At 58.5% G+C, this 19,922-nt stretch carries 20 protein-coding genes; 8 read left to right on the top strand and 12 right to left on the bottom strand.

What is annotated here, in order from left to right; translation table 11 throughout:
* Positions 1 to 10: 10 nt before the first annotated feature.
* Positions 11 to 1,348 (top strand): acyltransferase, encoded by a 1,338-nt coding sequence (locus INR77_RS11555; protein ID WP_223071193.1) that lies wholly within the window; start codon positions 11 to 13, stop codon positions 1,346 to 1,348.
* A 1-nt stretch (position 1,349) separates the two neighbouring features.
* Here INR77_RS11555 and INR77_RS11550 read toward each other — a convergent pair whose 3' ends face one another.
* Positions 1,350 to 2,684: a cyclopropane-fatty-acyl-phospholipid synthase family protein gene (locus INR77_RS11550; RefSeq protein ID WP_223071192.1), complete on the bottom strand. Its 1,335-nt coding sequence runs from the start codon at positions 2,682 to 2,684 to the stop codon at positions 1,350 to 1,352.
* 99 nt (positions 2,685 to 2,783) lie between these two features.
* On the opposite strand from INR77_RS11550, the gene INR77_RS11545 reads away from it, so the two are divergent.
* Positions 2,784 to 3,221 carry a DUF1801 domain-containing protein gene (locus INR77_RS11545; RefSeq protein ID WP_223071191.1) on the top strand — a complete coding sequence of 146 codons (438 nt, stop codon included), beginning with the start codon at positions 2,784 to 2,786 and terminating at the stop codon, positions 3,219 to 3,221.
* Positions 3,222 to 3,224: 3 nt separating this feature from the next.
* On the opposite strand, the gene INR77_RS11540 is transcribed toward INR77_RS11545, so the two are convergent.
* From INR77_RS11540 to INR77_RS11530, 3 genes are read right to left on the bottom strand one after another with little or no spacing between them, the layout of a single operon-like run.
* Positions 3,225 to 3,974, bottom strand: coding sequence for a molybdopterin-dependent oxidoreductase (locus INR77_RS11540; protein ID WP_223071190.1), 750 nt, complete (start codon positions 3,972 to 3,974; stop codon positions 3,225 to 3,227).
* Positions 3,967 to 4,644: a cytochrome b/b6 domain-containing protein gene (locus tag INR77_RS11535; RefSeq protein WP_223071189.1), complete on the bottom strand. Its 678-nt coding sequence runs from the start codon at positions 4,642 to 4,644 to the stop codon at positions 3,967 to 3,969. Before INR77_RS11535 ends, INR77_RS11540 begins: the two co-directional genes overlap by 8 nt.
* The gene (locus INR77_RS11530) at positions 4,644 to 5,399 is read right to left on the bottom strand and encodes an SDR family oxidoreductase (RefSeq protein ID WP_223071188.1); all 756 of its coding nucleotides are present in this window, start codon (positions 5,397 to 5,399) and stop codon (positions 4,644 to 4,646) included. The genes INR77_RS11535 and INR77_RS11530 overlap by 1 nt, the downstream gene beginning before the upstream one ends.
* Positions 5,400 to 5,485: 86 nt before the next feature.
* Here INR77_RS11530 and INR77_RS11525 point away from each other — a divergent pair, with 86 nt between their 5' ends.
* Positions 5,486 to 6,325 carry a PhzF family phenazine biosynthesis protein gene (locus INR77_RS11525; protein ID WP_223071187.1) on the top strand — a complete coding sequence of 280 codons (840 nt, stop codon included), beginning with the start codon at positions 5,486 to 5,488 and terminating at the stop codon, positions 6,323 to 6,325.
* A gap of 24 nt (positions 6,326 to 6,349) precedes the next feature.
* On the opposite strand, the gene INR77_RS11520 is transcribed toward INR77_RS11525, so the two are convergent.
* From INR77_RS11520 to INR77_RS11490, 7 genes are all read right to left on the bottom strand, one after another.
* A complete protein-coding gene (locus INR77_RS11520; RefSeq protein WP_223071186.1) occupies positions 6,350 to 6,790 on the bottom strand; it encodes a glycine zipper 2TM domain-containing protein in 441 nt (146 codons plus the stop codon).
* A gap of 144 nt (positions 6,791 to 6,934) precedes the next feature.
* Positions 6,935 to 7,585, bottom strand: coding sequence for an MOSC domain-containing protein (locus INR77_RS11515; RefSeq protein ID WP_223071185.1), 651 nt, complete (start codon positions 7,583 to 7,585; stop codon positions 6,935 to 6,937).
* The gene (locus tag INR77_RS11510) at positions 7,582 to 8,175 is read right to left on the bottom strand and encodes a trans-aconitate 2-methyltransferase (RefSeq protein WP_223071184.1); all 594 of its coding nucleotides are present in this window, start codon (positions 8,173 to 8,175) and stop codon (positions 7,582 to 7,584) included. The genes INR77_RS11515 and INR77_RS11510 overlap by 4 nt, the downstream gene beginning before the upstream one ends.
* Positions 8,172 to 9,431, bottom strand: coding sequence for a 23S rRNA (adenine(2503)-C(2))-methyltransferase RlmN (gene rlmN, locus INR77_RS11505; protein ID WP_223071183.1), 1,260 nt, complete (start codon positions 9,429 to 9,431; stop codon positions 8,172 to 8,174). The genes INR77_RS11510 and rlmN overlap by 4 nt, the downstream gene beginning before the upstream one ends.
* A gap of 36 nt (positions 9,432 to 9,467) precedes the next feature.
* Positions 9,468 to 9,950 (bottom strand): invasion associated locus B family protein, encoded by a 483-nt coding sequence (locus INR77_RS11500; protein ID WP_223071182.1) that lies wholly within the window; start codon positions 9,948 to 9,950, stop codon positions 9,468 to 9,470.
* The gene (greB, locus tag INR77_RS11495; protein ID WP_223071181.1) at positions 9,943 to 10,425 is read right to left on the bottom strand and encodes a transcription elongation factor GreB; all 483 of its coding nucleotides are present in this window, start codon (positions 10,423 to 10,425) and stop codon (positions 9,943 to 9,945) included. The genes INR77_RS11500 and greB overlap by 8 nt, the downstream gene beginning before the upstream one ends.
* Positions 10,426 to 10,434: 9 nt before the next feature.
* Complete coding sequence (locus tag INR77_RS11490; protein ID WP_255573760.1) at positions 10,435 to 12,399, bottom strand: lytic transglycosylase domain-containing protein; 1,965 nt, start codon at positions 12,397 to 12,399, stop codon at positions 10,435 to 10,437.
* A gap of 96 nt (positions 12,400 to 12,495) precedes the next feature.
* Between INR77_RS11490 and dapA the strand changes: the two genes are divergently transcribed.
* Positions 12,496 to 13,377, top strand: a complete 882-nt coding sequence (dapA, locus tag INR77_RS11485; protein WP_223071180.1) for a 4-hydroxy-tetrahydrodipicolinate synthase — start codon at positions 12,496 to 12,498, stop codon at positions 13,375 to 13,377.
* Here dapA and INR77_RS11480 read toward each other — a convergent pair.
* Positions 13,374 to 14,444 carry a succinylglutamate desuccinylase/aspartoacylase family protein gene (locus INR77_RS11480; protein ID WP_223071179.1) on the bottom strand — a complete coding sequence of 357 codons (1,071 nt, stop codon included), beginning with the start codon at positions 14,442 to 14,444 and terminating at the stop codon, positions 13,374 to 13,376. The two genes, dapA and INR77_RS11480, sit on opposite strands and share 4 nt — an antisense overlap.
* A gap of 86 nt (positions 14,445 to 14,530) precedes the next feature.
* On the opposite strand from INR77_RS11480, the gene smpB reads away from it, so the two are divergent.
* The 4 genes from smpB (at position 14,531) to recA (ending at position 19,702) form a co-directional block, all read left to right on the top strand.
* Positions 14,531 to 15,013, top strand: a complete 483-nt coding sequence (gene smpB, locus INR77_RS11475; RefSeq protein ID WP_223071178.1) for an SsrA-binding protein SmpB — start codon at positions 14,531 to 14,533, stop codon at positions 15,011 to 15,013.
* A 295-nt stretch (positions 15,014 to 15,308) separates the two neighbouring features.
* A complete protein-coding gene (locus INR77_RS11470; protein ID WP_223073542.1) occupies positions 15,309 to 15,872 on the top strand; it encodes a DUF2062 domain-containing protein in 564 nt (187 codons plus the stop codon).
* Between the two features lie 93 nt (positions 15,873 to 15,965).
* Positions 15,966 to 18,485 carry a PAS domain-containing sensor histidine kinase gene (locus tag INR77_RS11465; protein ID WP_223071177.1) on the top strand — a complete coding sequence of 840 codons (2,520 nt, stop codon included), beginning with the start codon at positions 15,966 to 15,968 and terminating at the stop codon, positions 18,483 to 18,485.
* A 161-nt stretch (positions 18,486 to 18,646) separates the two neighbouring features.
* Positions 18,647 to 19,702, top strand: coding sequence for a recombinase RecA (gene recA, locus INR77_RS11460; RefSeq protein WP_223071176.1), 1,056 nt, complete (start codon positions 18,647 to 18,649; stop codon positions 19,700 to 19,702).
* Positions 19,703 to 19,922: the final 220 nt, after the last annotated feature.

Below are 19,922 nucleotides of genomic sequence, written 5' to 3'. Positions count from 1 at the left end.
GAGGACCGCTATGTGGAACAAAGCGCGCGAAATGGCGGACATGACACCGCCGGAGCGCAATCGCTGGGTCGATCTTCTGCGCGCGATCTCCATTCTTGCGGTGGTGTTCGGCCATTGGTTGATGGCCGGGCTTTATGTCGATGAGGCAGGCGCGCTGCAACGCGGCGACTTGATCGAAATTTCGCAGTGGACACACTGGCTGACTTGGGCGTTTCAGGTAATGCCGGTGTTTTTCCTCGTTGGCGGATATTCCAATGCGGTCAGCTGGCAAGGGACGTTGCGAAAAGCCTCCCCCGGACAGACAGGCGTCTACCGCGATTGGCTCGCCGCGCGAGTTCAGCGCTTGATTGCGCCTACTTTTCCGGTGCTGCTCGTCTGGGCAGTCATCGCCGTTGTGCTGACGCAAGTGGGTTTCCCGCGCGATCAGATTCGTATGGCGACCGAAGCGGCGCTTATCCCGGTCTGGTTCCTTGCGGTGTACCTCTTGGTAACGGCCTGCACACCGCTTGCGATGCGCGCGTGGAAGCGGTTTGGCTGGGCGAGCTTCGCGGTTTACTTTCCGCTGGTTCTGGGGGTTGATTACCTGCGCTTCGCCTATGGCGTACCCTATATCAGCTTCACCAATTTCCTTTGGGTGTTCCTCGCGATCCACCAATTGGGTTTCGCTTGGCAGGAAGGGCGGTTCAGAAGTCCCGCGTTTGCGGCAGCTTGGTTCATCGTCGGGCTCGCTGTGCTCGTCTCTGTCACCGTCTATGGCTTCTATCCCGTCTCCATGGTGTCAGCGCCCGACGGATTTTCAAATTCGCTCCCGCCGACTTTCGCCCTTCTGGCGCTGGGCGTGGTGCAGGTGGGGCTGGTGCTGGCGTTGGAGCCGCTGGGCAGGCGAATGCTCGACAACGTCCGGCTCTGGACAGCGACCGTGTTGATGAACGGTATGATCATGACCGTTTTCCTGTGGCACCTCACTGCCTTTGTGCTGGTGATGACATTTGTATGGATCGCGCTTGGCGGAGTCGGCCTCGACAGCGTGCCGGGCACGGCTGAATGGTGGGCGACAAGGCCGCTTTGGTTGGCGATCTATATCCTTGCGACATTGCCCCTGATCGGCATCTTTGCCCGGCACGAACGCACCTTCACCCCGATCAGAGGCGGGCGAACTGTGCCGCGCGCGCGGGTAGTAGCGGGTGTATTGCTGATCTGCATCGGCCTTGGCTGCACCGCTGGCATCACAATTGCGAGCCCTGAAGGCATCACGGGCCTTCGGATATGGGTGGTCGCAGCGCCGTTCGTGGGCGCAGCGCTGCTGGGATTTGGGCCGATTTACAGGCCTTCCAAAGCCGCCGAGTGAGTTATTCCGCCGCCTCTTTCAGCCCCGGATCAAAGCGCCAGCTGGGGATCTCGCCGATTTCGCGAAGCCTTGCGCTTTCGGCTTCCATATATTCGCGCGTCATCGGTATCGCCTCGCGGTCCTTCACATATTGCAGCTGCCAGTTGATCATCGTCCCATTGCGGAAGGATTGTTCGGCCCCGGCAAGATAGAAGAGCCACATCCGGTAGAACACCTCGTCATACATCTGCGTGATTTCCTCACGGTGCATAACGGTGCGGTTGTACCACTCCTGAAGCGTGTGACTGTAATGGAAGCGCATGGCTTCGACATCGGTTACCTGCCAGCCGAACTTCTCGCTTTCGGTCACGAGCTCGGAGAGGGCAGGGATATAGCCACCGGGGAAGATATATTTGCGGGTCCAGGCATCGGTGTAACCCGGTGCTCCCGACCGCCCGCAACAATGCGAGATCATCACGCCGTTGTTCTTGAGCAGCCGGTTGGTGTGCTCGAAGAATTGCGGATAGTGGATGGTGCCCACGTGCTCGAGCAGCCCGACGCTGGAGATGCGGTCGAACTCGCCCTCAACGTCGCGGTAATCGCACAGCTCGAACTTGACCTTGTCATCAACGCCAAGCTCTTTCGCGCGCTCGTTCGAAAAGGCGACTTGGTCGGGCGCGAGCGCGACGCCCACCACTTCGCAATCGTACATCTTGTTGAGGTACAGAGCGAAACCGCCCCAGCCACAGCCAATATCAAGCACGCGCATGGGCTTGCCGCCATTGTCCTCGGGCCGCTTCATGTAAAGCTTGGCGGCAAGGTGCGCTTTTTTGTCCATCTGCGCCTGTTCGAGGCTCGTCTTGGTCGGATCATCCTCGCGGTAATAGGCCATCGTGTATTGGCGATCTTCGTCGAGGAAGCGTTCATAAAGCTCGCGCGTCAAGTTGTAGGTGTGTTCGGCATTGGCTCTGGCAGAACTGCGCAGATTGATGCCGTCAATCGCTGCTTTCACCCGCTGGAGCCCCTTGCGAAGCGGGCCCTTGGCCTTGAGCATATTGTCGCCCATGCGCTTTGCATTCATGGTGATGAACAAGATCATGTCGCGGATGTCGTGCGGTTCTTCGACCACGAGCCAGCCCCACATGAACGCCTCGCCCGCGCCCATTTGCGGATAGCGCACGATGTGATTAGCGGCTTTCTTATGGGTCAGCTTGATACGGATTGGGCCAGCGCGCCCTCCGATAAGCGGATCATATTCGCCGCCCGGGCCATAGGTGTATTGCGTGCCATCGTGGTCGGTGACGATCAGCTTTCCATGCTTGATCGCCTTGTTCAAAAATTTGTCGAGCAGCCACATATCTCTGAGCAGTCCCCTTCTGCTGATGAGGATGCGAATGTGCGTTGTGATGTGGTAGGATGTCAATTGCTGACTGAAACCATTTGGAGGGGGGCGACAATGGCAGAGAACAAGACAAAGCCGACCAAGGTGTCCGTAGATGCGTTTATTGAGGCAGTGGAGCCTCAATCAAAGCGCGACGATGCGCGCGTTCTCGATGCGCTTTTTCGCAAAGTGACAGGGCAAGAGCCGCAGATGTGGGGCCCTTCAATCATCGGCTATGGTAGCTATCACTACAAATATGACAGCGGGCGCGAGGGCGATATGTGCCGCACGGGCTTTAGCCCTCGCAAAGCAAAGCACTCGCTTTATCTCATGGGCCGCTATTGCGATGAGGCGACGGGCGCGAAGGTGGACGCGCTACTGGAGCAGATGGGCAAGCACAAAACAGGCGCGAGCTGTGTTTACGTAAACAACCTGGCGGACATTGACCTCGATGTCCTCGAAGAGATCGTTGAGGAGTGCTGGGAGGCGATGAACCGCGTTTATCCGGAGTAGGGCTTAGATCCCCGCATACCATTGATAGTCACCAATATCCTCCCAAAAGCCACCTTTGCCGCCATATAGGTCATCGAAGCTCGCAACCGCTTCGATGGCGGTCAGATATTTGGCGTGCTTGTAGCCCAGTTGGCGCTCGATTCGAACCCGCAAGGGAGCGCCGTTCTTTTCAGGCAGAGGCTCGCCGTTCAACTCATGCGCGATGATCGTTTGTGGGTGATAGGCATCGACCATATCGACGCTCTCGTAATAGTCGCGGTTGTAGAGCACATCGGCGCAGCGAAAGACGATGAAGTTGGCCTTTTCACTGACTCGTGCTCGGTCGAGGAGGTCGGAAAGCAGCGGCCCCTTCCATTCGCCAATCGCGCTCCATCCTTCGACACAGTCATGGCGGGTGATCTGAGTGCGTTGAGGGAGGGCTTTGAGGTCGGCCAGCGAGAGGCTCAGCGGATTGTCGACCAAGCCGCGCACCGCTAATCGCCAGTCGGCAAAACCCTTTGCCAACTGCTCCTGATATTCGGGCGTTTCTATGCTCACCGTGCCATTGCCTTTTACATCGGGAGAGCGTTCGTCGGGGGCGTACTCAGGCGCCAATGCCTGACGCGCGGCAAGTCTGCGGTGGGCGGTGCGGTGCCAGTCTTCGGCGGCATCGAACAGATCGCCCGCGGGCTTTGTCTCGGCAAGCTCGGTGCAGGCGGCGGCAGGCATAGCGGCAAGGCCAGCCAGAAGCGAGCGGCGTTTCAAATCAGGCATTGGTATCTCCCTCGCGGCGTCCTCCGGTGATCATGCGGCCAATCTGCTTTACCGGGCCGGACCACAGCACCATAAACAGATGCAAGGCGACAAATCCCGCGAGCCCCCAGGCACAAATGAAATGCAAGGACCGTGCGCTTTGCCTCCCTCCAAACGCATCAACAAGCCAAGGCGCGGCCACCTCAAATCCCGGACTGATCGCAAGGCCTGTGGCAATCATCATCGGCAGGCCAATACCGAGCACGAGGCCATAAGTGATCTTCTGAACCGCATTATAGGAGCGATCGCCATGATCGCCGGGGCGCGTGTGTTCCTTGATCGCGGCTTTCCACGCGTCGGGTCGCCAATCTTCAAGGCTGGTCGCGATGTCACGGGCGAAATGGCGGTTCAAAAGGCTCGTCGCCCACATGACAAGAAGACCAAGCGCGAACGCCCATGCCGATAGGTTATGCCAATCGCGCGCTTCGGCGAGGTCGTATCTCTGAGGGATCGTCATCCACGATGGGAACCGCGCAACGATCAGCCACGCTTCGCTCATATCATAGCCATAGTCGCCCCAGTAAAGTGCGCGGTGCGCATTGGAGATGTTGAGGCCGGACATAAACAGCACCACAAAGGCGAGCGCGTTTATCCAGTGCCAGAGGCGCGTAGAAAGCGCGTGGCGCTTCATCACGCCTCTTCCCTTGCGAGATAGATCACATCGCGCGGCTGATCGAGCAGGTGTTGACCGCTATCAACAAATAGGGTCGAGCCGCTTTTGAGCGCGCCTGTGCTGAGGAAGAGCGCCGCGTCGACAATTTCATCTGCTCCGGTCTTTCGCTCCAGCAGGTTCATCTTATGACTGGTGTCGGTTTCGTCTTCGCTCTGATCGTGGCTGGGAAGGATCGCGCCGGGCGCGATACCGTAAATGCGCGCTTGGTCGCCTGCATCCTTGGCGAACATTCGAATGGTTGAGGCAAGCGCGTGTTTGGACATGGTGTAGCTGAAGAAATCCGGGTTCGTGTTCTCCAGCTTCATATCGGTCACCTGAATTGCGCAGCGCGTTGCCGCACTCCTCGCACTGGCGAGAAAATGCTGCGTCATCAAAGCAGGGGTAAGCGCGTTTATGCGCATCGCTTGCTGATATTTATCCGGCTCAATTTCACGTGCATTGTCATATTGGAAAATCGAGGCAGAATTGATGAGACATCGAAATTCGGGCAGCCTTGCACACAGGCCCTTTATCAAACGAACCGCAGCATCGTGATCGGCAAGGTCGCAGCACACCGTCTCTGCGCTCGGTAATTCAGATTGAAGCGCCTCAGCCTCATCATCCGAGGTAAGGTGATGGATCACCACGTGCCAACCAGCCTTGCCAAACCCACGCGCGATCTCGGCACCAAGGCGAGTGGCGCTTCCGGTGATAAGAACGGCTGGCTTGGTCATAATATCCTTAGAAACAGAAAATCGCACGCTTGCCTAGCGTAACGCACGAAGCCGCCATAAGGTTACAGGCAAAGGGAATTTTTCATATGCCGACCTGTGATCTGATTGATGTGTTTTGTGACGGGCCGCTTTCGGGCAACCCGCTTGGGGTGGTGCATGGGGGTGATGATCTGAGCGCCCAAGAAATGCAGGCCTTCACCAATTGGCTTGGATTTTCCGAAACGACTTTTCTCCTGCCGCCCACTGATCCTGCCGCGGATTACCGGGTGCGTATCTTTTACCCGGGCGGCGAACTGCCTTTTGCAGGCCACCCAACGCTTGGCTCGTGCCATTCATGGTTAGAGGCAGGTGGGATCGCCAAGGGCGAGGGAAGGGTGGTGCAGGAATGCGGCATCGGCCTTGTTGACATCCGTGTGGAGGGCGAAAGCCTCGCGTTCAAGGCGCCACCGCTTCTCAAGCATGAACCTTTGACCGATGAGGAGCGCGCCGCAGCCATTACGCTTACTGGTGTCGATGAAGCCGCCGTCATTGAGGCAGTGCACGTCGTCAACGGCCCCAAATGGCAGCTATTGCGTCTTAAATCAGCAGATGATGTGCTCGCCGCTGCTCCAGTGACCATAGCGCCCGTGGGCACGGATGTCGGTATCGCTGGCCCGCACGAGGCAGGATTTGAACGCGATTGGGAACTGCGCGCATTCTTTGCCGATGCGCTCGGACGCCTCAACGAAGACCCGGTGACAGGCAGTTTTAACGCAGGGGTTGCCATCCACCTGTTCGAAAACGGGCTGGCCCAAGGCAGCTATACCGCAGGGCAGGGGCGCAAGGTGGGCGCAAACGGCCTTGTCCGGTGCGAGCAGGATGAGAGCGGCGACGCGTGGATTGGCGGGCGTTGCCAGATTGTGAGTAGGGGCGGGGCGCTCAGCTAAAGAAACACCTCACATAATCCCGTCTCAACGGCAGCGCAGTTCGCCCCGATCAATTTCGCGTCCGATGACTGCTCCCAATGCACCGCCAAGAAGTGTGCCGACTGTACGATCGCCGCGTGTGTCGATTGCCCTGCCTGCGAGTGCACCCAATCCCGCACCTACGATTAGGCCGGTCGTGCCATTGTCGCGCTTGCAATAATACCGTCCGTCATCACCGCGCCAGATGCGATCATCGCGGCGAAGTCGGCGCGGTTCGAGATAGCGCCCGCGACTATCATAAATGCGATCGCGATCTTTTGCGCGGCGACCAAGCGCACGGGCATGGGGTGGGGGATCCATTGTCACACCTGCGCTGGCAGCCGCGACGAATGATGGAGTTGCTGTTGTGACTGCCATTGGCTGCGCAGAGGCGGCAGCCGTAAAGGCCGCGAACGATATCGCTGTGAGGGTTGCAATCTTCTTCATGGGTTTCCCCTTATGAGTGTGGAGAAGGAAGTCCGAACACCACATAATCGCGAAGAAGCCTGAACCTTTCCCAACGAGAGATGGTTTATCCGCTGAGATGATGCATGATTGGGGCCAAGTGAGGCTAGAAGAGTGCAGAACGCGCTACTTCAAGCGGCTTCTGGCTCGTTCCCGCTCACGGACAGAAAGCACCTCCATCGCGGCAAGGTCGGCGTACTCTTCGGGCGAACCTTTCCCCGCGTGAAGCACCGACGAGGCGCGGGCGATGTCCCAGTTTTCATGGCCCAGCTCGATGCGTTCCAGTGCATCTCCGGCTTCTGCTTCGCCCATTTCGAGGACCCGAAAATACCACCCACAGCGTGCCATCTGGAGGATTTTTGCCACCATGCCTTTGGAATCGCAGTGGTCGGAAAACCGATGCTCAATCTTCCAGCACGGTTGGCGTGGCTGGCTGATCTCGATGAGCGCGCTGCCGAGGCGAAAGCGGTCGCCGAGATGGACTTCGGCTTCGGTAAGGTCGCTGACCGCAAGGTTCGAGCCGAACGCGCCCGGTTCATCAAGAAGAGCAATATCGCCCAATTCCCCACGCCAGAAATCGTGATGCGCCAGCGGATAGAGGTGGAGCGCCATATCGGGCCCGCCGTGATGTTTGCGGTCGGCTTGCTCATCGGGTGCGAGGCCGTCTTTGAGAATTTGCACTTTGCCCTCGCGCGGGCGTTTGGCAAATGCGCTGAGTTCTGCGCCGTTAAAGGGGCGGGCGGTGCCAGTGCAAATGGCCTCTAACGTGCGTTTCATTGTTTCCTCACGGTAAGAGCCAACCAATCGCGCTGCGTCCCATCGCTTGCTTTTCCAGCGAAGATTTCGTGCGCAACTGTCTTAAATCCGGCGGCATCATAAGTGTCAAACAGCCATTGGGGCGAGGGGAAATTATGCAGGCGCCCAAGCAGATCGCGCCCCTCGCCATCCCCCAGCTTGTAGCTCGCATAATGATAGCCGCCCGGCTTCAGCGCGCGGTGAATGCGTGCGAGCACGTCAGGCAATTCGCCGCGAGGGCAATGGAGGAGGCAGGCATGGGCCCATACTGCGTCGTACTCTGCCTTGGCATCCAGCTCGTCAAATCGCATCCTCCGCGCAGCCACATCGTGGCGTTCATTGGCCTTTTCGACCATCGCTGGCACGCCATCGGTCGCATCAAGATCAAACCCGCGTTCAATGATGCGAACCGCATCGCGGCCCGCGCCGCAGCCAAGCTCAAGCACCCGCGCGCGCGGCTCAAGCTGGTCGAGAAAATGATCCAGATGCCGCGAATGGCTGATCGCAGAGCTTAGAGAAAAATGGGGCGCGCCCGATTGGTAGAATTCGAAAGTGGCAGGGTCGATGCTCACTCGCCCGACGTGACCTGCGCTGCCGCCTGTTCGGCAGCTTCGCGGTCCCTTTGCGCGCGGCTCTTTTTCTCCGCCGCCGTTTTCAGCTGTCCGCAAGCCGCATCAATATCGCGGCCGCGAGGGGTGCGAACGGGCGCGCTGATACCGCCTTCGAATACGATATCGGAAAACGCCTTGATCCGCTCAGGTGTCGAGCACTCATATTCTGCACCGGGCCACGGGTTGAACGGGATCAGATTGACCTTGGCAGGCAGGTTAAATTTCTTAAGCAGCCGCACAAGCTCGCGCGCGTCCTCGTCTGAATCGTTTTTATCTTTGAGCATCACATACTCAAAGGTGATCCGCCGCGCGTTGGAGGCGCCGGGATAATCGGCGCAGGCCTGAAGAAGCTCTTCGATCCCGTATTTCTTGTTCAAAGGCACGATCTCGTCGCGCACATCCTTGGTGACTGCGTGCAGGGAAACCGCGAGATTTACCCCGATCTCCTGACCGCACCGTTCCATCGCGGGGATAACCCCGCTGGTGGAAAGAGTGATACGGCGTTTCGAAAGCGCAAGGCCGTCGCCATCCATCACCAGTTTGAGCGCATCGCGGACATAATCGAAATTATAAAGCGGCTCACCCATGCCCATCATCACGATGTTGGTGAGCAGGCGTCCATCGGCGGTGTAGTGGCCCGCATCCTCCAACTCGTCCAGCCCATCCATCACGCCCTTGGGCCATTCACCCAAAGCATCACGAGCAAGCATCACCTGACCCACGATTTCACCCGGCGTGAGGTTGCGAACAAGCCGCATCGTGCCCGTGTGGCAGAAGGTACAGTTCAGCGTGCATCCGACCTGAGAGGACACACACAAGGTGCCTCTGTCCGCATCAGGGATAAAGACCATTTCGAAATCGTGGCCGTCATCGGTTTGCAGCAGCCATTTGCGTGTGCCGTCCGAGGAATGCTGAGCCTCGACCACATTGGGCCGCCCGATCACAAAGCGCTCTGAAAGCCACGGGCGCATCGTCTTGGCAATATCGGTCATAGCGTCAAAATCGGTGACGCCACGATGGTAGAGCCAGTGGAACACCTGCTTGGAGCGCAGCTTGGCTTGCCGTGCATCAAGTCCCGCTTCTTCAAACAACTCGCGAATACGCGGGCGGGGCAGGCCAATGAGATCAATACGCCCATCCTCACGCGGCGTGATGTCACGCGCGACGGGAACCGGATCAACCTGTCCGGGGATGGTCATAAGTGTGGTGTCTGCCATGATTGAGCGGCCATATAGTGCCGCCTGCGCGCTTTGTCAGCCTCTGTTTGCGCATCCCACGGTTGCCGCATCCATCGCGGTTGCTACGCCAGAAAGGCTGTAGCTATCGGAAAATCGGGATCCGTTTGCGCTGCGGGCTGCAACGCTCATCCGTGAAGCAGAGCGCATCGCTGCGACAATCTGCGCATCCATGCGAGCATCGCTGGCCCATGCGTTGCGGTCTTTGGCTACAAGCGTGAATGTATCACTACCGATGGTGAGTGTGGCCTCACCCTTTTCGTCAACACTTCGGGATAACCGCAAATGCAATTGGCCACGGACGCCTTTGTCTGGCCAATTGGCGATGCTTGCAAAAGAGGCCGATGCGTTGCTGCCGCGTGGTTTGGCGATGGCGTAACAGCGCGATGGGCTGTCGTCGCGAAAGGCGGCCCAATTGGAATACACGCCAAGGCTGTCGCGAGCGATAGCGGGCGTGGAAAGGGCCAAAAAAGCGAGAAAGGGCAGGCCGGTTTTAATCATAGCTTACCGCCATCACTTCCCATTCTTTAAGCCCGCCGGGAAGCTTTACTGTGCGGCAATCCCCAACCGACGCTCCTTTCAGTGCCTTGGCGATAGGGGACGACCAACCGATACGCCCCTGACCTGCGTCCTGTTCGTCGTCGCCTACGATCTGGAGGTGTTTGCGCGTATCATCCTCGTCGGCGAGCTCTACTTTCGCGCCAAAGAACACGCGCGCCTTGTCGGGTTGTTGCGAAGGGTCAACCACACGGCACGCTTTCATCCGGCGCGAGAGATAGGCAAGCTCGCGGTCAATCTCGCGCATCCGTTTGCGGCCATAAAGATAGTCGCCATTTTCCGAACGGTCGCCATTGCCCGCAGCCCAACTGACGATTTCAACAATCTCGGGGCGCTCTTTGCCGAGCAAATGGTCGTAGCGCGCCTTAAGCGCCGCCATGCCTTGCGGAGTGATGGGGGGACCAGGCTTGCTCGCCATGAAAGGTACTTAAGGCAGGAAAGTATCGACTGTGCGCGGCAAGCCAGCTTGTTGCGGATACATATGCGAATATGTCACCGCATTGCCGATCACGCGCATGACGTAATAGCGGGTTTCGAAGTTCGAAGGGATCTTCTCAATCCACTCGACCCAATCCACGCTGCCATAGCGCGGATCACCGTTCAAACGCACCCACTGGCGCACACGTCCGGGTCCAGCGTTATAGCTCGCAATCGCCAGCGGATAAGCGCCATCATACAGGTCCATGCGCCGCGCAAAGTGCGCATCGCCCAATGTGATGTTGTAGAGCGGGTCTTCGGTGAGATTGGCGCTCATATATTGAATGCCGAGAATGCCCGCCTCTTCACGCGCGGTGCTGCGCAAAAGCTGCATCATGCCCACTGCGTTTGCATGGCTGCGCCGGGTGCGATCAAATTCGCTTTCCTGCCGCATGATTGCGTGGGCCATGGTCCAGTCATTGACACGCGGCGTCGGCACAATGGGAAAGCCTGCGCGCTCGACGCCTTTAATGCCATTCGCGCCTGCTTCCATGCCGACCACTACGGCCATTTCGGGAAGGCCCGTTTGTGCTGCAAGATTGGCAAGGGCCGCGACATCATCTGGCGTTTCAGCGCTTGCCCCAATCGCCTGGAAGAAACGCCGCTCAGTCTGCCATTTCTGACGATTGGACGCGATAGAGCGGATTGCTTTCACCAGCGGGCGCGCTTCGAATTCGGCGCGCTCGGATGCGGTCATATTGACTTGCGGCAGTTCGGCAAATTGCGGCATTGGTCGGCCCAATGCACCCAGCGCCAATTGGCCGTAATAATAATGCGGATACTCAGCCGCCATTTCGAAATAGCGAGTGGCCTCAGCGCTTTGTCCCGCTGCACGCGCAGCGCGGCCTGCCCAGAAATACCCTTTTGATTTGGTGAGAGGGGTGCGCGCGGCTTCTCCGTAGCGGAAAAACAGCGGCGCTGCCTTCGCCCCGTCGCCTAGACGCCACAAGGCATTGGTGCCGCCCATCCACATCAGGTCAGTATAGCGGTCGCGCAGACGGAAGGAGCCTTGTGAGATGTCTGTGCCCGGCGCAAAAACATCGTCAATCCGGCTCGCAATCCTGACCGTATCGGTTGCGCTTGCTGCCTTTGCAGCGGTAAGCATAACGCCGACAAACGCCTCAGGATTAAACGCAGGCGCGGCAAATTGCGGGCGGTTTTCGAATAGACTGACCGCATTGCCCCGCTCACCCCGGTCGAGATAATAACTCGCCAGATTATAGATGAAGCCAGCATCGCTGAGCGCGCCTTGTGGTGCGACCAAACCGGCGGCTTGCAGGCTTGATCCGCGCACGAGCGCGAGCCTTGCAAGCGCCATATCGCGCATCGCTGGGTCTAGGTTGATAATCTGCCGCTCAGCCGCTTCAGCATCGCCCTGCCACAAGAGCGCGTCCATGCGCGCAGCGTGATCTGCGGGCGAGAATTGCGATCCGTAAAGGCCAAGCAGGTAAGCTTCTGCTGGACCCGACATCGTGCCTCCGCGCCAGGCCTCGCGAGCAACCTCAAACGCGTCCTCCCGCTGGGCCCCGGCAAGCGCCAAGGCATAACGCGCGCGACCTGCATTGGTCAGTGGGGGATGAGCATCGAAAAATGCAAGGATTTCAGATTGCGACGGCGCTTCTTCGTCGAGGCGATTTTCCGCCTTCGTGCGAATGACTTCTGTGCGTGGGAAATCAGGATAAGCGATGGCAAACCCGGCATAATCGCTGAAAGAAAACTCGCCATTGCCCTGAAGCTGTTCCCATTTTGCAATCGCAGCGCCGGCAAATTGCGGCTGTCCTGCCACCATGTTGCTGCGCGCGTTATATCCGCCCATTTGCGCCGAAGAGGGTGTTGAAAGAGCGCCGATTGAGCACGCGGCAAGGGCTGCAAGAGCAACCGGGGATGTAAGCAAATTTCTGACCATGCTGGACATAGTGCCTGTCGGCTCCTTAGTAGGCGCTGAACGAGAGGGGGCGGGCGCTCCCTTTCAATCGAATTTGTCAGTAAAGTTCAATACAGGAAATTAGCAATGTTCAGCGGCTCCATTCCCGCTCTAGCGACTCCTTTTCGCGACGGATCGTTTGACGAGGCGGCTTTTCGCAAACTCGTTGATTGGCAAATCGAAAATGGTTCTTCGGCGCTGGTGCCTTGCGGAACGACCGGGGAGGCCTCGACGCTGTCGAATGCAGAACATCACCGCGTGATTGAAGTGTGTATTGAACAAGCAGCCGGGCGCGTTCCGGTGATTGCGGGCTGCGGGTCGAACGATACGCGCAATGCCGCCTTGCATATGAACTTTGCCAAGAAAGCAGGCGCGGCAGCGGGACTTTGCGTTGCGCCTTATTATAATCGTCCAAGCCAGGCGGGTTTGATCGCGCACTTCAGCTATCTTGCGGAAAAGTGTGATCTGCCAATCGTGCTCTACAACGTGCCAAGTCGCACGGTGACCGATATTGAAGATGAAACTGTTGTTGAGCTGGTCAAGAAATATCCAGAGCAGATCGTCGCAATCAAGGATGCCTCAGGCGACCTGTCGCGAGTTGCTGACCACCGCATGGGGATTGGCCGCGATTTCTGCCAGCTTTCAGGCAATGATGAATTGTGGCTTCCCCACAATGCCGCAGGCGGCAGGGGGGCGATTTCGGTTACCGCCAATGTCGCACCGGCATTGTGTGCGGAATTTCAAGAGGCGATCAACAATAACGAATTGAAGCGCGCGCGCGAATTGAACGACCGGTTGTTCCCGCTGCATTACGCGATGTTCTCAGACGCTTCGCCAGCGCCGGTTAAATACGCATTGAGCCGCGTGCACGACTGGTTCTCACCATCGGTGCGCTTGCCGATTGTTGAAGCGAGCGAGGCTTCGCGCAAAGCGGTGGACGAAGCGCTTGAGCACGCCGGACTGATCTAAAGCACCTCGTCCTCGTCCAGCAGCGCTTCGGCGAAACCTTCGGGTTCGCCTGCGTAAATCGCATCGCTCAGCGTCTCGATCCGCTCGCCCACGCGCTCCGGATTTTCGACGTGGGCGATGTGGAACATGGCATCGCCCTGGTGCACGACAGGCAAGGTTGCGTGGCCGATGATGATGCCGTCAACGGGGCTCAGGATCTCTTCGGGCTCTTCCCCGAAAAGCCCGGTGACCGCAGCGAGAAGATCGCCTTGTTTCACCGCATCGCCAGATTTGCGCGCCCGGTGGGACACGCCCCCTCGCGGAGAGCGCACCCACTGCGTTTTTGTCGAACGGGCAGATGGGTGAGGCTCAGGCAAATCGGCGTCCGGTTCAATCATCTCCAGATGCGCCAGAACCCGCTTGACCCCGGCAACGCCTGTTTCGATGGAAAAGCGGTCAAAGCGCAGCGCCTCTCCCGTTTCCATCAGGAGCATATCGACGCCTTCCTTGGCAGCGAGCGCGCGTAGGGAACCGTCCCGCAGCGGGCTTTCAACAATCACTGGCGCAGCAAAGGCTTTGGCAAGTTCTGCCAGTCGCTTGTTACCCGCTGCAATGCGGATTTGCGGCAGGTTGTAGCGGTGGATAGCGGCGGTATGGATGTCGATGCCAAGCGATGCGCGGGCGACAATCTCGCTGAAGAATACATTGGCCACCTGCGCCGCAAGCGATCCCCCGGCGCTTCCCGGAAAAGAGCGATTGAGATCGCGCCTGTCAGGCAGATAGCGGGTGTGATTGAGAAACCCGAAGATGTTGGCAACCGGAACCAGCAAAAGCGTGCCCGCCAGGTCGCTTGCGTCGATTTGGGCGGCGAGCCGGTGAATGATGGCGGTCCCGTTCAACTCATCGCCGTGGATTGCGCCGCTGATGAACACGATGGGCCCAGGGCGCGCACCGTGAAGCACACGCACGGCAAGCTGCGAATCGTAACCGGTCGCCATTGTCGTGATGGGTAAGGCGATGTCAGCTTGATGACCCGGTGCGATGGTGTCGCCACCGATGCTGAATTCTGTCCAACTGGTGGCGTGCATCTTGTATATCCCTTGCTGCAAATTCTTCTGTGCCTGAACGGTAGCGCTTGGCAAGCGGCAAGTGGCAACCTATCTCGCCCAGCACTATGGCACGTCCCAAACCTGAAACTTTCGATAAATTGAAAACGGTCGCTGAAAATCGGCGGGCGCGCTTTGATTATCATATCGAAGACAAATTTGAGGCCGGGATCGCTTTGCAGGGGACTGAGGTGAAGGCCTTGCGCGCAGGGCAGGCGACGATTGCTGAAAGTTATGCCGAGGTGCGCGATGGGGAGGTGTGGCTGATCAACTCCAACATCCCTGAATATTCGCACGGGAACAGGCTCAACCACGAGCCGCGTCGGCCACGTAAGCTGCTTTTGAACGCGCGCGAGATCAACAAGCTGTTCGGCGCGGTGGAGCGCAAGGGGATGACGCTTGTGCCCTTGTCGATTTATTTCAACCGCACGGGCCGCGCGAAGGTCGAATTGGCGCTCGCCAAGGGCAAGCAGGCGCACGATAAGCGCGCCACCATTAAAGAGCGCGATTGGAAACGCGACAAGGCAAGGGTGATGCGCGAGCGTTCGTAAGCGCGCTATGACCACTCGACATATGGTGAAATGCCCCGCGTAAACGACGTAATAACGTCATTATCATAGTTCACCCATTGGTCAGGCGCGATGTGATACCCATATGGCTAATATAGAGCGTATCGCGTGTCTCTCGCCTTTGTTTGAGCAAGTCTGAGAAATGCGCAGGTCGGAAAATCGCAAGGGGTGTTAATGTTGTAAGGTTATGAGCGCGCAATCGTCCTCTTCTTCCCCTTCAACACCGGGCTTTCTACCCAACCCTTGGGTGTGGCTGAAGCATCGCCTCGGTCGCACTATGCCGGACCGCGAAGAGATGGCGAAAAACAAGTATCTGGCGCCGATCGCTCACCGATTTTTGAACCCTGAGCTCTGGCGCTTCACAAGGCGTTCGGTGCCGCGCGGCGTGGCGCTCGGCCTGTTTGCAGCCTTCATCATCCCCATCGGTCAGATTTTCCTCGCAGCTTTCCTCGCATGGCCCGCGCGCGCCAACGTGCCTCTCGCAGCGGCGGTCACATTTGTCACCAACCCTTTCACCATCGCATTTTGGGCCGTGGTTGCAAACCGGGTTGGCAATTTCATCTTGCGCATTGACGCGGCAGCCGTCGAAGCTGCGCAAGCTGCCGAAGCGGCCGTGCAACGCATGGATAGTGGCTGGCGCGATTATGTCTTTGATGTCGCGGAAGTGGCGGGCGTTACCATCGTAGGTTTTGTCGTGCTGTCGATCGTGAGTTCGGCGATGGGCTATCTGGTTGCAAGCGGCATCTGGCGCGTGATCGTTGCGCGTAAAGTCGCACGCAAACGGGCAAAACGTTTGATACGTGAGGGAGCTGACCTCGACCTTGGCGGCGACGCGGATTAAGATAACCGCCATATGAGCCGCGGACGCATTCGTCTCGCAAGGATTAAGGCAAGCCAGGGCGTGATCAGGAACAGCTTAAAAACGGGCGATGACATGAGCGCGCTTAGCAGCCTGCCGCCTGCGCATTCGCCGCGCACGCTGTTGATTATCGTTGGCGTTGCGCTTTTGACGAGCGCGCTTGCCCTTTTTGTCGCCACCTCCAATGCGGTAATGACAGGCGCCTATCTGGGCGGACTTACGGTTCTTCTGTTCGGAGCGGCTGCGATCGAACGATTCACCAAAGCTCCAGAGGCCAGTGACATTTCAAGCCCCGACTGGTCGGTCACGGTCGCCGCGATTGAAGGCGGTGCGGGTGCGGGTGCAGGCGCGAAGGGATTGGCAATTGCGATCACCGATAGAGCCAATCGGCTGGTATGCGCCAACAGCGCCTACACGCAAAGCTTTGGCGTTGAGCGCGCGCCGCCCACCCTTGAGGCTGAACGTGCAGGGCTGGAGGCCCTGAACCGTGCTGCGCGCGAGGCGTGGCGCGATGGCGATGCATCGATTGAAGAGTTTGAGGATCTCGCTCAACGATGTTGGGAGGTGTCAGTCAGGCGCGCAGGTCGCGGCGAAGATCATCTCATCTGGCGGCTTAGCCCCATCACCATTGCCTCGACCAGCGAAGCGGTGCAGATGGACCTCTCCGGCCCGTTCGCTGCAATGCTCAGCCGCGCCGGTATAGAGGCGGCAATCACCGCGCCAGACGGCACGATCCGCTCCGTGGCAGCTGGCTTTGCCGAAAGAGCGGTAGGCGACCCGGCGGCAACGCTTGTTGGTCAGCCTTTTGTCTCCTTCCTTCGCGCTGACGAGCGTGAACGCATCTTCTTCGCGCGCGAGGGTCGCAATGGCACGCCGCAAACGCTGATCGATGTCCCTCTTTCAGAAGTCGGGCAAGCGGGCGCCGCGCCGGGCCCAGACGAGGGCACAACGCTGATGCTGCTTGTTGACAGCGGTGTAGGTGTGGGCGGCAGCTGGGACGGATCGGCACAGGCAGGCGTGGCTCAGCTTGAAGCGCTGCTCGCACAGCTCCCTCTGGGACTGGCGATGACTGACCGCGACGGGCGGTTCCTGTTCGGAAATGACGCTTTTCTGCGTTCAGTCGGGCGAGCGGACGGCCAGCTACCTTCCTTTCCCACTGACCTCGTCGTGCGTGAGGATAAAGCTGCACTTTCCGACGCGGTGCGCCGCTATGGCAGGGGGCCTGCGAACAGAGGCGATATGGCGGTGCGTCTCGCGACAGCGCCCGATGAACCCGTTTCAATGGGTCTGGTCGGAGTGCGCGGCCTTGGTGAGGCGGCAGTGCTCCTTAGCCTTGCCGATTCATCTGAGGAAACGCAGCTTAAACGCCAGGTGGCACAGGCAACCAAGATGCAGGCGGTGGGCCAGCTTGCCGGCGGGGTTGCGCACGATTTCAACAATGTGCTTACCGCGATCATCGGCACCTGCGACCTCATGCTCCTTCGTCATACGCCCGGCGACAGCGACTATGACGACATTCAGCAGATCCGTGCCAACTCCAACCGTGCAGCCTCTTTGACGCGGCAATTGCTCGCCTTCTCGCGCCAGCAAACGCTGCGCCCGGAAATCCTGCAACTGCCCGATGTGATCAGCGAAGTCGGTCCGCTTATCAAACGGCTCGTTGGCGAAAAGATCGACTATTTCGTCCAGCATGACCGCAACCTTGGCCCCGTGCGTGCCGATCCACAGCAGCTTGAGCAGGTGATCATGAACCTTGCTGTCAATGCGCGCGATGCGATCAATATGAATGGCGCGCATGGGCGCACGCGGCAGGAAAAGGTGAAAGGACGCATCTCGCTGCTCACCCGGTCAGTCAAGTCGCACGAAGTGGTGAAACTTGGCTCTGAGATACTGCCCGCTGCTGATTACACTGTCCTTATCGTGCAGGATAATGGCGGCGGCATCCCGCCTAAAGTGCTGCCCAAACTGTTTGAACCCTTCTTCACCACCAAGGAGCAGGGGAAGGGCACCGGACTTGGCCTTTCGACCGTTTACGGGATCGTCAAACAGTCGGGTGGCTATATCTTTGCGGATAATGCGACAGGCGCATCGGGCAATCCCATCGGCGCGCGCTTCACGATCTATTTGCCCGTGCACGCTGGCGAAGCGCCCCAGCGTCGCAAAGCGCCTGCACCAGAAGCGTCCTCGGATTGGTCGGCCGGGGGCAAGGTTTTGCTGGTTGAGGACGAGGATATGGTGCGCGCCGTCGCCGAACGGGCTTTGTCGCGCGCAGGATACCAGATTACTGCCTGTTCGGACGGCGAGGACGGGCTTGAGGCGATGGAAGCGCCCGACTCGGACTTCGATATTGTGGTGAGCGACGTCGTCATGCCCGGAATGGATGGCCCAGCAATGGTGCGCGCGATCCGCGAAAAGCATCCCGAAATCCCTGTCCTGTTCATGTCAGGCTATGCTGAAGAGGCGCTTCGCAAAGACATTGATATTCCCAAAATGCACTTTCTTCCCAAACCCTTCAGCGTCGCCGCGATCACCGATAAAGTCGCGCTTGTGATGCAAGAGGCGCGCGCAGGTGAGGACGCTGAAGAGGGCGAATAAAACGGCGTCCTTGCAAAAATTTTTGTCCCCCCCTTGTTCTAATGGAACAAAGTGGGTACAAGCATTCCAACACGACGAAGCAAAGGGGCGGCAAGAGGGCTTTCCCTTAGGTCTGGTTAAAAGTGCTTAATCGGACCTTTGCAAGCGAAGGAGTGCGTGCGATGGCTACCCAACTTAAGCTCGTAGACAAGGAAAAAGACGTGGACCGTCAAAAAGCGCTGGACGCTGCTCTCCAACAGATTGATCGCGCCTTTGGTAAAGGCTCGGCGATGAAGCTCGGCTCGAAAGAGGCGATGCAGGTGGAATCGATTTCAACCGGCTCGCTCGGCCTTGACATTGCGCTTGGCATTGGCGGCCTTCCAAAGGGGCGCGTGATTGAGGTCTATGGCCCGGAAAGTTCGGGCAAGACGACGCTCGCATTGCACTGCATCGCCGAGGCTCAGAAAGCGGGCGGTACGGCGGCTTTCGTTGATGCTGAGCACGCGCTTGACCCTGTCTATGCCAAGAAGCTGGGCGTTGATATTGACGAACTGATCGTCTCGCAGCCTGACACTGGCGAACAGGCTCTCGAAATCACTGACACTCTCGTTCGTTCGAATGCGATTGATGTTTTGGTGGTCGATTCGGTCGCAGCGCTTGTCCCACGCGCCGAAATCGAAGGTGAAATGGGCGACAGCCACGTCGGCCTTCAAGCGCGGCTTATGTCCCAGTCGCTGCGCAAGCTCACCGGTTCGATCAACCGTTCCAAGTGCATGGTGATCTTCATCAACCAATTGCGCATGAAAATCGGCGTGATGTACGGCAACCCTGAGACGACGACGGGCGGCAATGCGCTCAAGTTCTACGCCTCGGTTCGTCTCGACATCCGCCGCACCGGTCAGATCAAGGATCGCGATGAGGTGATCGGCAACTCGACCCGCGTCAAAGTGGTCAAAAACAAAGTTGCGCCGCCCTTCAAACAGGTGGAATTCGACATCATGTATGGAGAGGGCATCTCCAAGATTGGCGAGATCCTTGACCTCGGCGTGAAAGCCGGCGTGGTTGAAAAATCGGGCAGTTGGTATTCCTATGACAGCATTCGTATCGGCCAGGGCCGCGAGAACGCGAAGGTTTACCTGAAAGAAAACCCGGAAGTTTGCGACAAGTTGGAAGCCGCCATTCGCGGTAAAACCGATGAGGTCGCCGAGGAGATGATGACTGGCCCGGACGCGGAGTAAGTCATCGCTACCTTAAGCGGGCGCTCAAAATCCTGAGTATGCCAAGTGCGCGGTGGAAACCGTCGCGCCGCCCGGAGAAACGGAACACCGGCGCTCAGCCAGCCGCCTTTATGGCCGCTTGGTTCAGCGCCGGTTTTTCGTTGGTAAGCAGGGCTTGCGTAACGGTCAGCTTGGTCGGACGGACACTGTGATCGAAACTAATAGAGTTCTTTAGCTTGTC

The sequence above is a fragment of the Erythrobacter sp. SCSIO 43205 genome (assembly GCF_019904235.1).
GTDB lineage: Bacteria > Pseudomonadota > Alphaproteobacteria > Sphingomonadales > Sphingomonadaceae > Erythrobacter.
Note: the sequence above shows the minus strand (reverse complement) of the source record. Positions and strands in the feature narration are given on the sequence as shown.

Excerpts from the sequence above, each read along its gene's own strand:
- INR77_RS11555 (WP_223071193.1), top strand. The coding sequence starts at position 11 with ATGTGGAACAAAGCGCGCGAAATGGCGGACATGACACCGCCGGAGCGC.
- INR77_RS11550 (WP_223071192.1), bottom strand. The coding sequence starts at position 2,684 with ATGTGGCTGCTCGACAAATTTTTGAACAAGGCGATCAAGCATGGAAAG.
- INR77_RS11545 (WP_223071191.1), top strand. The coding sequence starts at position 2,784 with ATGGCAGAGAACAAGACAAAGCCGACCAAGGTGTCCGTAGATGCGTTT.
- INR77_RS11540 (WP_223071190.1), bottom strand. The coding sequence starts at position 3,974 with ATGCCTGATTTGAAACGCCGCTCGCTTCTGGCTGGCCTTGCCGCTATG.
- INR77_RS11535 (WP_223071189.1), bottom strand. The coding sequence starts at position 4,644 with ATGAAGCGCCACGCGCTTTCTACGCGCCTCTGGCACTGGATAAACGCG.
- INR77_RS11530 (WP_223071188.1), bottom strand. The coding sequence starts at position 5,399 with ATGACCAAGCCAGCCGTTCTTATCACCGGAAGCGCCACTCGCCTTGGT.
- INR77_RS11525 (WP_223071187.1), top strand. The coding sequence starts at position 5,486 with ATGCCGACCTGTGATCTGATTGATGTGTTTTGTGACGGGCCGCTTTCG.
- INR77_RS11520 (WP_223071186.1), bottom strand. The coding sequence starts at position 6,790 with ATGAAGAAGATTGCAACCCTCACAGCGATATCGTTCGCGGCCTTTACG.
- INR77_RS11515 (WP_223071185.1), bottom strand. The coding sequence starts at position 7,585 with ATGAAACGCACGTTAGAGGCCATTTGCACTGGCACCGCCCGCCCCTTT.
- rlmN (WP_223071183.1), bottom strand. The coding sequence starts at position 9,431 with ATGGCAGACACCACACTTATGACCATCCCCGGACAGGTTGATCCGGTT.
- INR77_RS11500 (WP_223071182.1), bottom strand. The coding sequence starts at position 9,950 with ATGATTAAAACCGGCCTGCCCTTTCTCGCTTTTTTGGCCCTTTCCACG.
- greB (WP_223071181.1), bottom strand. The coding sequence starts at position 10,425 with ATGGCGAGCAAGCCTGGTCCCCCCATCACTCCGCAAGGCATGGCGGCG.
- INR77_RS11490 (WP_255573760.1), bottom strand. The coding sequence starts at position 12,399 with ATGTCCAGCATGGTCAGAAATTTGCTTACATCCCCGGTTGCTCTTGCA.
- dapA (WP_223071180.1), top strand. The coding sequence starts at position 12,496 with ATGTTCAGCGGCTCCATTCCCGCTCTAGCGACTCCTTTTCGCGACGGA.
- INR77_RS11480 (WP_223071179.1), bottom strand. The coding sequence starts at position 14,444 with ATGCACGCCACCAGTTGGACAGAATTCAGCATCGGTGGCGACACCATC.
- smpB (WP_223071178.1), top strand. The coding sequence starts at position 14,531 with ATGGCACGTCCCAAACCTGAAACTTTCGATAAATTGAAAACGGTCGCT.
- INR77_RS11470 (WP_223073542.1), top strand. The coding sequence starts at position 15,309 with ATGCCGGACCGCGAAGAGATGGCGAAAAACAAGTATCTGGCGCCGATC.
- INR77_RS11465 (WP_223071177.1), top strand. The coding sequence starts at position 15,966 with ATGAGCGCGCTTAGCAGCCTGCCGCCTGCGCATTCGCCGCGCACGCTG.
- recA (WP_223071176.1), top strand. The coding sequence starts at position 18,647 with ATGGCTACCCAACTTAAGCTCGTAGACAAGGAAAAAGACGTGGACCGT.